The 12,500-nt window shown below is 38.0% G+C and carries 10 protein-coding genes and 1 rRNA gene (1 of these 11 running past the window's edge); 8 read left to right on the top strand and 3 right to left on the bottom strand.

All coding sequences use genetic code 11. The annotated features are described in order from the left end of the window. Positions 1-344, bottom strand: a 16S ribosomal RNA gene (locus AACU98_RS06320); it reaches 1,199 nt to the left of the window's first position. 494 nt (positions 345-838) lie between these two features. Between AACU98_RS06320 and AACU98_RS06315 the strand changes: the two genes are divergently transcribed. After that, positions 839-1,525, top strand: coding sequence for a FadR/GntR family transcriptional regulator (locus tag AACU98_RS06315; RefSeq protein WP_004249867.1), 687 nt, complete (start codon positions 839-841; stop codon positions 1,523-1,525). 80 nt (positions 1,526-1,605) lie between these two features. Then, on the top strand, positions 1,606-3,003 hold the full coding sequence (gene mdtD / locus AACU98_RS06310) for a multidrug transporter subunit MdtD (RefSeq protein ID WP_012368605.1): 1,398 nt from the start codon (positions 1,606-1,608) through the stop codon (positions 3,001-3,003). Between the two features lie 81 nt (positions 3,004-3,084). Here mdtD and rbsK read toward each other — a convergent pair whose 3' ends face one another. After that, entirely contained in the window at positions 3,085-4,011 is a 927-nt protein-coding gene (gene rbsK, locus AACU98_RS06305; RefSeq protein WP_004246607.1) for a ribokinase, read from the bottom strand. A 280-nt stretch (positions 4,012-4,291) separates the two neighbouring features. Between rbsK and ravA the strand changes: the two genes are divergently transcribed. Together ravA and viaA are read left to right on the top strand one after the other, a co-directional pair. Continuing rightward, positions 4,292-5,791 carry an ATPase RavA gene (gene ravA / locus AACU98_RS06300; RefSeq protein ID WP_161735701.1) on the top strand — a complete coding sequence of 500 codons (1,500 nt, stop codon included), beginning with the start codon at positions 4,292-4,294 and terminating at the stop codon, positions 5,789-5,791. 7 nt (positions 5,792-5,798) lie between these two features. Then, entirely contained in the window at positions 5,799-7,256 is a 1,458-nt protein-coding gene (viaA, locus tag AACU98_RS06295) for an ATPase RavA stimulator ViaA (protein WP_161735699.1), read from the top strand. On the opposite strand, the gene asnA is transcribed toward viaA, so the two are convergent. Continuing rightward, the gene (gene asnA, locus AACU98_RS06290) at positions 7,257-8,249 is read right to left on the bottom strand and encodes an aspartate--ammonia ligase (protein WP_004246604.1); all 993 of its coding nucleotides are present in this window, start codon (positions 8,247-8,249) and stop codon (positions 7,257-7,259) included. A 160-nt stretch (positions 8,250-8,409) separates the two neighbouring features. Between asnA and asnC the strand changes: the two genes are divergently transcribed. The 4 genes from asnC to rsmG all read left to right on the top strand — a co-directional run bounded on the left by asnC (position 8,410) and on the right by rsmG (position 12,314). Beyond that, positions 8,410-8,871 (top strand): transcriptional regulator AsnC, encoded by a 462-nt coding sequence (asnC, locus tag AACU98_RS06285; RefSeq protein WP_004246603.1) that lies wholly within the window; start codon positions 8,410-8,412, stop codon positions 8,869-8,871. 101 nt (positions 8,872-8,972) lie between these two features. Continuing rightward, on the top strand, positions 8,973-9,413 hold the full coding sequence (gene mioC, locus AACU98_RS06280) for an FMN-binding protein MioC (RefSeq protein WP_004249871.1): 441 nt from the start codon (positions 8,973-8,975) through the stop codon (positions 9,411-9,413). Positions 9,414-9,792: 379 nt separating this feature from the next. Then, the gene (mnmG, locus tag AACU98_RS06275; RefSeq protein WP_004246600.1) at positions 9,793-11,691 is read left to right on the top strand and encodes a tRNA uridine-5-carboxymethylaminomethyl(34) synthesis enzyme MnmG; all 1,899 of its coding nucleotides are present in this window, start codon (positions 9,793-9,795) and stop codon (positions 11,689-11,691) included. Then, on the top strand, positions 11,688-12,314 hold the full coding sequence (rsmG, locus tag AACU98_RS06270; RefSeq protein WP_004246599.1) for a 16S rRNA (guanine(527)-N(7))-methyltransferase RsmG: 627 nt from the start codon (positions 11,688-11,690) through the stop codon (positions 12,312-12,314). Before mnmG ends, rsmG begins: the two co-directional genes overlap by 4 nt. Positions 12,315-12,500 lie beyond the last annotated feature (186 nt).

Below are 12,500 nucleotides of genomic sequence, written 5' to 3'. Positions count from 1 at the left end.
TAGGAGTCTGGGCCGTGTCTCAGTCCCAGTGTGGCTGATCATCCTCTCAGACCAGCTAGAGATCGTCGCCTAGGTGAGCCTTTACCCCACCTACTAGCTAATCCCATATGGGTTCATCCGATAGTGCAAGGTCCGAAGAGCCCCTGCTTTGGTCCGTAGACATTATGCGGTATTAGCCACCGTTTCCAGTAGTTATCCCCCTCTATCGGGCAGATCCCCATACATTACTCACCCGTCCGCCGCTCGTCAGCAAGAAAGCAAGCTTTCTCCTGTTACCGCTCGACTTGCATGTGTTAGGCCTGCCGCCAGCGTTCAATCTGAGCCATGATCAAACTCTTCAATTAAAAGTGTTTGATGCTCAAAGAAATCGAAAACTTAGCTTATTCATTATATGAATTAACTTGTTAGTCACTCTTCAAGACTTGATACATCTAATTTTTTAGAAGATATCGTCTCTGCGAGTGCCCACACAGATTGTCTGATAATTTGTTAAAGAGCAGTGCAACTGTCGCTGCCGTTTCCGGTCTTCTGCGTTGTTGCGAGGAGGCGTATATTACGCTATTCCTCTGAAGAGTCAAGAGTTTTTTCAAACTTTTTTCTTTTCTCTTCCCTTTCCGTCGTTGCTGTTGTCAGCTCATCGTCGGTCAGTGGGTGCGCATTATAGGGGCTTCTCAGATTAGCGCAAGTATTTATTTCAATTTTTTTTCTGTTCGCTCTATTTTTCAACAAAACGAATGAAAATGCTCTAATTTTACACTGATAGATTAAAATCCAAACAGCTTTATTGCTATTACTCACGTAATATAGAAAGCAAATTATGGTAAAGGTAACTATTATTATGCAACTAAGCGAACAACGCTCAGCATCCCAAAAAAATCTTTCTTATATTGTTGCTGAAAAGCTAGGTAAACAAATACTTTCTGGATACTACGAACCTGAATCTTTATTACCTGGTGAGATAGAACTCGCTGAACTACTTTCAGTCAGTCGAACTGTTATTCGTGAAGCAATAAAAATGCTAGCTGGAAAAGGTATGTTACTACCTCGCCCAAGAATAGGTACTCGAGTTACGCCAATGCAAAATTGGAATCTATTAGATAATGATTTACTTAATTGGTGGATAGATAGCGGTGAGTTTAATAAGGTGAGTCATTATTTCCATCATGTTCGTTTAGCAATAGAACCTCAAGCCTGTTATTTAGCTGCATTACATGCTTCAGAGACACAAAAAGAGTCGCTATTATTTCTAGCTACAGAAATGCAGCTACTCAAAGATAACTTTAACCGTCAGCATTGGTTAGATATTGATACACAATTTCACTATCTAATCTATCAAGCCAGTGGCAATCCATTTTTTGCTTCTTTTGGTTCTCTTTTTCTATCTGCCTACAAAAAATATTTTGATTTAATTGTTGGCAATGAAACAGTACAGCCTGAAACTCATAATCAAATTGTACAAGCGATTATAGAAGGAGATGGAAATAGAGCGCGTGATCTTTGTTTAATACTATTAATAAATGACTGAGTATTTTTAATACGATTTTATTGTCTTTTTGTTTATACTGGCTAATAAGCTAAATATAAAAGAAAGACGGTATCTGTTACATGTTAAAATCCGCCAAAAATATGTCAGGGTTGCCCTGGATCGCTGCAATGGCTTTTTTTATGCAGTCATTAGATGCGACTATATTAAATACGGCACTCCCTGATATAGCTAAAAGTCTTAATCACTCCCCTCTCGCCATGCAATCAGCCGTAATTAGCTATACTTTAACGGTAGCTTTATTAATTCCTGTAAGTGGATGGTTAGCTGATAGATTTGGGACTCGCAAGATTTTCATTATCGCCGTTTCACTCTTTTCTGGCGGTTCATTATTATGCGCACTTTCTCCTAACCTTGCTTTTTTGGTAATTTCGCGGGTTATACAAGGAATAGGTGGTGCAATGATGATGCCGGTTGCTCGTCTTGCTTTATTAAGAGCTTATCCTCGTAGCGAACTCCTTCCCATTCTTAACTTTGTCACCATGCCGGGGCTTGTGGGGCCAATTGCGGGTCCATTATTGGGAGGGATCCTTGTCACCTATGCTTCTTGGCATTGGATATTTATTATTAATATTCCTATTGGCTTACTTGGTATTTTTTACGCCATAAAACATATGCCTAATTTTACGATGCCAAAACGTAAATTTGACTTACTCGGTTTTATTTTCTTTGGTTTTGGTTTAGTCATGTTATCCGTCAGCCTCGATCTTTTTGGCGATAAAAACATCTCTCGATATATCCCTCTTGCGGTGATTTTAGGTGGCTTCTTTTTACTCGGTCTCTATATCAATCACGCTAAACGCCACCAGCAACCCTTAATACCATTAAATATATTCAAAACACGGACTTTCTCTGTCGGTATTGCGGGTAATATCGCAACGCGCTTAGGAACAGGATGCATTCCTTTCTTAATGCCACTGATGTTACAAGTAGGTTTTGGCTATCCTGCTATTATCTCAGGTATGATGATGGCACCAATGGCTTTGGGCTCTATACTCGCCAAATCCTTTGTGACAAAAGTCTTAGTGACATTTAGCTATCGCCGGACACTATTTGGAATAACCATTATTATAGGTCTGATGATTGCACAGTTTTCCTTACAATCACCTGATATGTCTATTTATTACCTAGTATTACCACTCTTTTTATTAGGTGTTGTCATGTCAATTCAATTTACTTCGATGAATACTATTTCACTCGCTGACTTAACTGACAATAATGCCAGTTCAGGCAATAGTGTTTTAGCCGTCACTCAACAACTAGCGATTAGTTTTGGTATTGCAGTAAGTGCTTCTATCTTAAATTATTTTGATGCAGAAAATGCCGGCTCTACGGTAGATAACTTCCATTATACTTTTATTACTGTCGGCGCTATCACACTACTCTCTTCATTTGTCTTCTTATTACTTAATAAGCATGATGGTGATAACCTTACTAATAAGAAGAAAAATGAAAACTAATTAGTTGAGATATAAAAATAAAAGAGAGCCTATAGCTCTCTTTTATACGCCACTCTAAATAGCGATAATCTTATTTTTACGCTAGTCATGTTGCGACAAAAAAGCTTCAATTTCATGGCGCCAAGGTACTGACGGTTGTGCTCCTGCACGAGTAACAGCGATAGCGGCGGCTGCATGCGCAAATTTAATCGCCTTCATCATTGGTAAACCTTCTAATAAAGCCGTTATAAAAGCGCCATTAAATGTATCTCCTGCAGCAATAGTATCTATTGCGGTCACTTTAAATGCCGGAACCATCGTTCCTTGATTGTTTTGACTAACCCAAACACCACGGCTACCCAAAGTAATTAAAACGGTTTCTATCCCTTTATCATGTAATATATTAGATGCACGTTGAGCACTTTCATCATCAATAACTTTTACCCCCGTGAGGTATTCAGTTTCTGTTTCATTAGGTGTAATGATATCAACGAGAGATAATAATTCATCAGGTAAAGCCTGTGCTGGTGCTGGGTTTAATATAACTTGCACACTTTCTTGTTTAGCGACTTGAGCCGCTTTTAATACAGAATCTAGAGGTGATTCTAATTGCATAAGTAAAGCATCTGCTTTTTTAATCACCGAGTTATAACGTTCAACATATTCTCTGTTTAACCTTCCATTGGCTCCAGCGTGTATACCAATAACGTTTTCACCTTGCTGATTAACAAAAATCAACGCAACACCCGTGGCTTCATCATCAATTAATTCAATACAATCTGTATCTATTTTATCTGTGATCAGCTGAGCTTTAGCACTTTGACCAATATCGTCATTTCCAAGACAAGCTAAAAAGGTAATATTAGCACCACAACGCCCTGCAGCGACGGCTTGATTTGCACCTTTACCCCCAAAAACCATCTGATACTGATTACCGGAAATAGTTTCACCAGGATGCGGAAAATGAGCAACATTAAGAATATGATCGACATTAACACTACCTAAAATCACTAATTTCTTCGCTTCCATGATATTTCCTTACTATCAAGTGATAATGTTTTAATGCCATTAATTGATGACATGTCGTATTTTAAATCGATCATCTCAGCAACATTAATGAAAAAACGTGATCACCATCGAAACGTTTCGCCAGCAAAACAAAAAAGAACCAAAAGAAGCAGTAGGAAGCTGAATCGATTTTTGTTATAAACGAATTGTGTACTAATTGAATAATTGACTATATGTCATTACTCATTTTTTGATAGTTTCATCTCTATAACGAAAATAAGTACCCTAATTAGGAGCCTTTATGCAACTTGCAGAACGGATCTCACAACTTAGCCAATACCTTGAAACTGGGCTTTATGAACGTCAATCAGCGATACGGCTTTGCTTACTCGCGGCTTTAAGTGGAGAAAGCGTTTTTTTGCTAGGTCCTCCAGGTATTGCTAAAAGCTTAATTGCGAGAAGAATGAAAGAGGCATTTAAACACGCTAAAGCGTTTGAATATTTAATGACCCGTTTTTCAACACCTGAAGAAATTTTTGGTCCACTATCCATTCAAGCATTAAAAGATGAAGGAAAATACCAACGTTTAACCGAAGGTTATTTACCTGACGCCGAAATTGTTTTTCTTGATGAAATATGGAAAGCCGGTCCCGCTATTTTGAATACCTTATTAACGGCAATTAATGAACGTAAATTTCGCAATGGCGAAAACGAAGTAAGTATTCCCATGCGTTTGTTAGTTTCGGCTTCTAATGAACTACCTGATTCAGACAGCAGTCTTGAAGCGCTTTATGATCGAATGCTGATTAGAATTTGGTTATCAAAAGTACAAGATAAAAAAAACTTCCGGGCGTTATTAGTTAATAAAGAGGTCAGCGCTTTTCGTATTCCTGAACAACTACAAATTACAACAGACGAATTTTTACTTTGGCAAACAGAGTTAGAAAAAATTACTTTGAATGACCACTTATTCGAATTAATTTATCAACTTCGCGACTCACTCGATAAAAGTGATGCAGCACCTTATGTTTCAGACAGACGTTGGAAAAAAGCGGTTCGTCTATTACAGGCCAGTGCTTTTTTTAATGGTCGTAGTGCTATATCACCTTTAGATCTTATTCTGTTAAAAGATTGCCTTTGGCATGATCAAGCTTCTTTTGCGCTGCTAAATGACTTATTAAAAACACTATTAACAGAACAAGCATACCACCAGCTAACACTTTTACAGAAAATAGAAAATCTGTGGGCTGAATGGATGCAATCGACAAGAAGCAAACAAGATCAACAAGCATTTCGCTTTGAAAAACAAAGTAGTATGTTTGGTAGAAATATACATTTCAAATTATCAGAAAAAATGCAGTCTGATAAATTTACGCTGTTTTTACATATTCCACTGCATATACATAGTATTCAAGTTAACTTTATAACTGTTGAGAAAAAAGCATTAGAAACTTTCTTAGATAAAGGTGATGAACTCTCTGCCAGATTAAATGGTATTGGTTTCCAACAATCTATTAATGCACAAATTCGTCAAGATGGTGTCTTAGAGGTATTGGATGTTAGTCGCCGAACAACGTCGTTATACCAACAGTCAGAAAGCATCAAAACAGAGCCTATTGAAGATAATCAACAATGGTTAGATAAATTAAAAGATCTCACCCAAGATATTTATTCTGAACAAGAAAATTTTAATCATCATCAACCTAATATCTTTATTGATAATGATTGGCTCATTTCTATAGAACAAAGCTTTTTGCAATTGAATGAAAAATTATCTCAATTAAGAAGTCAAATAAAGTGACCATGCCATGCTAACACTTTCTACCATCGATATGCTTTTAGCGATAAACGAAGGACAGCTTATAGAAGAAGTGATTATCACTTTATTAGCTTCTCCTCAATTAGCTGTTTTTTTTGAAAAACATCCAAGATTAAAAAAAGCATTACTAAAAGACATTTATCAATGGAAAAAAAGCTTACAAGAAAAAGTAAAAGAAACACTGGTGCCGACCATCATCGCAGATGAATTTGCACTTTATCAGCAAACGCAATCATTATGTAATGCTGTTTTTAATCAGCAAGTGGACAATATTCTTACAGAACTAAATCAGCTTGATTCTTCATTTGTTATAGAAGCAACACAACTAATAAAAGCAAATAAACCTTTTTCTCCAGCTCAACAAGCTCTATTTATTCAACGCTGGCGCATTAGTTTAATATTTCAAGTCACGACATTACATAAAGCACTGTTTGAACAAGAGCAAGAGCAGTTACTTGCAGAACTACAAGAACGCTTAGCATTAAGTGGCAGTTTAAGTAATACATTTTCTGAAAATGAACGGGCTGCAGGCCGTTTATGGGATATGAGCAAAGGCGTTATTACCAAAACCCCCTATGATGAGAAAATTATTCAACGTTATAGTGATTTTCTAAATCAACAACCTGAATTACATAAATTGGCCAGCTTACTGGGGCGAAGTAAAACGGCGAAATCGCTTCCTGAAGAGAGTGTGATTTTTGAATCAATAACAATCGTTGAAAAAGCACCGGATACCACGCCAGAGCAAGTAAATGGTATAGGCTTAAGTGATGATATTTTACGTTTATTACCTGCTGAACTAGCTTTATTAGGCATAAATGAAGTTGAGTATGAGTTTTATCGTAAACTCATTGAAAAACAGCTCAATACTTATCGTTTACAAGGTGATAGTTGGCAGGAACGCACAGTATTACGCCCAGTCACTCATCACCTTGATGAAGAACGGCCAAGAGGCCCTTTTATCATTTGTATCGACACTTCTGGCTCTATGGGGGGATTTAATGAGCAATGTGCTAAAGCCTTTGGTTTAGCACTAATGAAAATAGCACTAGCGGATAACCGTGCCTGTCATGTCATGCTGTTTTCAACAGAAATGATCCATTACCAATTATCTTCTTCTGATGGATTACAAGAACTTGTTAAATTTTTGAATCAAACATTTAGAGGTGGAACTGATTTAGCATCTTGTTTAAATAAGGTAGCAGATAAGCTTAATACCCCCACATGGAAAGACGCTGATGCTGTTGTTATTTCTGACTTTGTTGCCCAAAGGTTACCCGAAAACCTAATCAATAAAATCAAAAAAGTCCAACAGCAACAGCATAATCGCTTCCATGCGGTTACCCTATCCAATTATGGTAAACCCAGTATTATGAAAATTTTCGACCACATATGGCGTTTTGACACTGGGTTAAAAAGTCGATTACTACGACGTTGGCGTCAATAATTACAGCATATCCGCAAAAGCTAAACGGGTATCTTGTTGCCAAACGCCACATTGTACTTGTCCAATATGCTCTTTTTGCAAAAGTAGCATGACTAAACGTGATTGACCTATACCGCCACCAATTGTTTGTGGCATATCGCCATGCATTAATGCTTTGTGCCAATCTAACTCAAGACGTTGAGTATCATCAGTTAAAGTTAGCTGACGCATTAATGTCTCTGGATCAACGCGGATACCCATTGACGACACTTCAAAAGCATCTTGCAATACTGGGTTCCAAACTAAAATATCGCCGTTCAACCCTGCAAAGCCATCTTCGTTAGGTGTTGTCCAGTCATCATAATCTGGCGCTCTTACATCATGAGCTTCGCCACTTGATAGTTTTCCACCAATACCGATTAAGAAAACAGCACCATATTCTTTAGCTATCGCTTTTTCACGACCTTTAGCATCAAGATCAGGGTAGCGGCGTAACAGTTCTTCAGTGTGAATAAATTGAATTTGATCTGGCAGGAACGGTGTCAGACCAAATTCATCGCTGACGGCTTTTTCAGTTTCTTTTATAGCCTGATAGATTTTACCCACTGTCTGCTTAAGGTAAGGTAGTGTACGCTCCTCACCTTCCATCACTTTTTCCCAATCCCACTGATCAACATAGACAGAATGGATTGGCGTTAAGCGATCTTCATCTGGTCTCAAGGCTTTCATATGTGTATAAAGACCTTGACCAGAACTAAATCCAAAACGACCTAATGTTTTACGTTTCCATTTTGCTAATGAATGGACAACTTCAAAGGTAGAATCAGGTAAAGATTTCACTTTAACCTGTACGGCCTTCTCATGACCAGATAAGTTATCTTGAGTTCCATCACCAAGGCGACTTAAGATCGGTCCTTGAACTTCAATCAGGCCTAATTCTTTTTCTAATAAACGTGAAAAATATGATTTAACAAAGCTAATTTGTTGTTGAGTCTGAATGAATGATTTTTCCATTTTTTATATCCCTAGTGGCGATGTTGTGTTTTGCTGAGATAGATTAAGCAACAAAAGTGGGGGTAAATTCAATATACTTCATTAAAAATAGCCTTGCCTATTTAAAATCGTTAAAAAAAACACTATAAAAATGAATTATCATTAAAAACAGGGGGATTTTATGGACAATATTTATCAGATCGATAATCTCGATCGTGACATACTTCACGCTTTAATGGCGAATGCTCGAACACCTTATGCTGAATTAGCTAAAAAATTTGCAGTAAGTCCGGGCACAATTCATGTTCGTGTTGAAAAAATGAAGCAAGCAGGAATTATTACGGGGACACGCGTAGATATAAGTGAAAAACAACTAGGGTTTGATGTTTGCTGCTTTATTGGCATTATTTTAAAAAGTGCCAAAGACTACCATACCGCATTAGATAAGCTAGATAAGTTAGATGAAGTGGTTGAGGTTTATTATACAACAGGTCAATACAGTATCTTTATTAAGGTAATGTGTAAAAGCATCGAAGCGCTTCAAGACGTACTTATCAACAAAATTCAGACTATTGATGAAATCCAATCGACAGAAACCTTGATCTCTTTGCAAAACCCGATAACAAGGACAATCAAGCCATAACGAAAAAAAACTATTTTTTTTTTATAACCACATTATCCACAGGTAGATCCCAAGTGATTCACAGCGTACAATAGCGCGTCTTGAACATAAGGAGATCATGAATGAAAAAAGTCACGCTAATTAGTGGCAGCACCATGGGTAGTGCTGAATATGTCGCCGAACACCTCGAAGAGATCTTATCTAAAGAGGGATTTGAGACAGATCTACACCATGGGCCTTCTCTTAATGATCTTCCGCAAGAAGGGATCTGGTTGGTGATCACTTCCACACACGGTGCAGGTGAGATCCCAGATAACCTCCAGCCATTTGCTGACGAAATCTCAGCAGACGGCATTGATCTAAGTAAAGTTTCTTTCGGTGCTGTAGGTATAGGAAGTAGTGAATATGACACTTTCTGTGGTGCGATCAGAACATTAGATCAAAAACTAATAGAAAAAGGGGCTGTTCGATTAGGTGATCGCCTAGAAATAGATATACAAGAACACGACATTCCGGAAGATCCAGCAGAGGAATGGCTTACAACTTGGAAAAATTTACTTTAAATCGAACAAAAAAACAGCAGTCAGATGTGGATAACTATGCTTAAAAGCAGGGGTTAACCCGTAGTTATCCATTGTATAAGCCTATATCCAGAAATGACCTGTGTATAACTCGCTGTTTTGATCCCAGCTTATCAGCATCTAGATCACGGATCATTCACAGTATATGATCCTTTACACTTTTATGATCTTTAAATAGAAAATCCACTTATCCACAGAGGATCGCTTCCTTAATAAAAGATCTAATAAAGAGATCTTTAAATAAAAAGATCTTTAAATAATTACCTGCGGATCATGCTCACTTGTATCTGTCAAAAAGTTGAGTAGAATTCGTTTTCCCAATGCAACACATTCAGCATTTCGTAACATTTAAGGTTCACACATGTTTTATCCAGAACATTTTGACGTCATTGTCATCGGTGGTGGTCACGCCGGTACAGAAGCCGCTATGGCTGCAGCTCGTATGGGGCGTCAAACCCTATTACTGACCCACAATATTGATACTTTGGGCCAAATGTCTTGTAACCCAGCTATTGGTGGGATTGGTAAAGGGCATCTGGTAAAAGAGATCGATGCCATGGGTGGATTAATGGCCACAGCCATCGACCATGCTGGTATTCAATTTAGAACCCTTAATGCAAGTAAAGGGCCAGCAGTAAGAGCAACAAGAGCACAAGCCGATCGCGTACTGTATCGCCAAGCTATTCGTACAACACTTGAAAATCAGCCTAATTTAATGATCTTCCAACAACCCGTTGAAGATCTCATTGTTGAAAATGACCAAGTAACGGGTGCAGTCACTCGTATGGGATTAAAATTCCGTGCTAAAGCGGTAGTTTTAACCGTAGGAACTTTCCTTGATGGAAAAATCCACATTGGTTTAGAAAATTACAGTGGTGGCCGAGCAGGTGATCCACCATCAGTCTCTTTATCACATCGATTAAGAGAATTACCTTTACGTGTAGGTCGCTTAAAAACAGGTACACCACCTCGTATTGATGCAAGAACTATCGATTTTAGTCAATTAGCGCCACAGTTAGGCGATAATCCAATGCCTGTTTTCTCATTTTTAGGTAATGTGGATCAACATCCTGAACAGATGCCTTGCCATATTACTCATACTAATGAGCAAACACATGAAATAATTCGTAACAACCTCGATCGCAGCCCTATGTATGCAGGGGTTATTGAAGGTATCGGCCCTCGTTATTGTCCATCAATTGAAGATAAAGTGATGCGATTTGCTGATCGCAATTCACACCAAATCTTTTTAGAGCCTGAAGGCTTAACAAGCAATGAAATTTACCCTAATGGTATTTCAACAAGCTTACCTTTTGATGTTCAAATGCAAATAGTAAATTCCATGAAAGGTATGGAAAATGCCAAGATCATCCGACCTGGTTATGCGATAGAGTATGACTTTTTTGATCCCCGTGATCTTAAACAAACACTCGAAAGTAAGTTTATCAACGGATTATTCTTTGCTGGCCAAATTAATGGCACTACCGGTTATGAAGAAGCAGCAGCGCAAGGTCTATTAGCAGGTCTTAATGCGGCACGTTATGCTTTTGATCAAGAAGGTTGGTTCCCTCGTCGTGATCAAGCCTACATTGGTGTATTAGTTGATGATCTTTGTACCTTAGGTACGAAAGAGCCATACCGAATGTTTACTTCACGCGCTGAATATCGCTTGATGTTACGTGAAGACAATGCTGATTTACGTTTAACTGAAATTGGTCGTGAACTTGGTATGGTTGATGACAACCGTTGGGCGCAATTTAGTGAAAAAGTCGAATTAGTTGAAAAAGAGCGTCAACGTTTAAGAGATATTTGGGTTCATCCAAAAGCGGATAACCTAGAAGAAATCAATCAATTACTTAAAACGCCACTGTCTAAAGAGGCGAATGGGGAAGACTTATTACGTCGTCCTGAAATGACCTATGAGATTTTGAAAAAGATCCCTCGTTTTGCTCCTGGTATTGATGATTCGAGACCACAAGCGGCAGAGCAAGTTGAGATCCAAGTAAAATACGAAGGTTATATCAATCGTCAACAAGAAGAGATTGAAAAACAACTGCGTAATGAAAGTGCTGCATTGCCTATTGATATCGACTACAAACAGGTGAGTGGATTATCAAATGAAGTCATTGCCAAACTAAACGATCACAAGCCAACTTCAATAGGTCAGGCATCGCGGATCTCCGGTGTGACACCTGCAGCTATCTCAATTTTACTTGTTTGGTTAAAAAAACAAGGTTTATTACGCCGGAGTGCATCATGAGTGACTTACTTAATCGGTTAAAAAAGCTGGCAAAGCAAGCCAATATTGAGTTAACTGATGTTCAAGCTCAAAAATTAACCGCTTATGTTGCTATGCTCGATAAATGGAATAAAGCATATAATTTGACCTCTGTCAGAGATCCTCAACAGATGCTTATTCGTCATATCTTAGACAGCATAGTTGTGAGTCAATACCTTGAAGGAAACAACTTTATAGATGTCGGTACAGGGCCAGGATTGCCCGGTATTCCTTTAGCAATAATGCGTCCCGATCACCACTTTGTGTTACTTGATAGCTTAGGTAAACGCGTTCGTTTTATGAAGCAAGTTCAGCATGAATTAGCTCTGCATAATATCGAGCCTGTGCAATATCGAGTTGAAGAGTATCAAGTAGAAAAACCATTTGATGGAGTGATTAGCCGTGCTTTTGCGTCGATGAAAGATATGCTTTCTTGGTGTTCACATTTAGTCACTGAAGAACACGGGCGTTTTTATGCATTAAAAGGGCAAATTCATCAAGAAGAACTTGATGAGCTTTCTGAAAATGGTTTAAAGATGCCTGAAAAGGTGATTAATTTAGCGATCCCCGAATTGAATGAACAGCGTCATCTGGTTATTTTTTAAACTGTAGACGGCTATTCATCGGCTTCTTTTTTCATTTTTTGTGCTTTAGCGATAACATTTACAATGTTATCGCTATTTACTTTAAGGGATAAAATAGCGTCATTCCATATTTACTCACATTTTACAATTAAGTAACAAATAATTATCTTTTTATTTAATTGCCTGTATTCCCCTCATTTTTTTATT

It is taken from the genome of Proteus sp. G4380, assembly GCF_963885725.1.
In the GTDB taxonomy this organism is placed as follows: domain Bacteria; phylum Pseudomonadota; class Gammaproteobacteria; order Enterobacterales; family Enterobacteriaceae; genus Proteus; species Proteus mirabilis.
The sequence above is the reverse complement of the archived record's forward strand: the minus strand, read 5'-3'. Positions and strand labels throughout refer to the sequence as shown.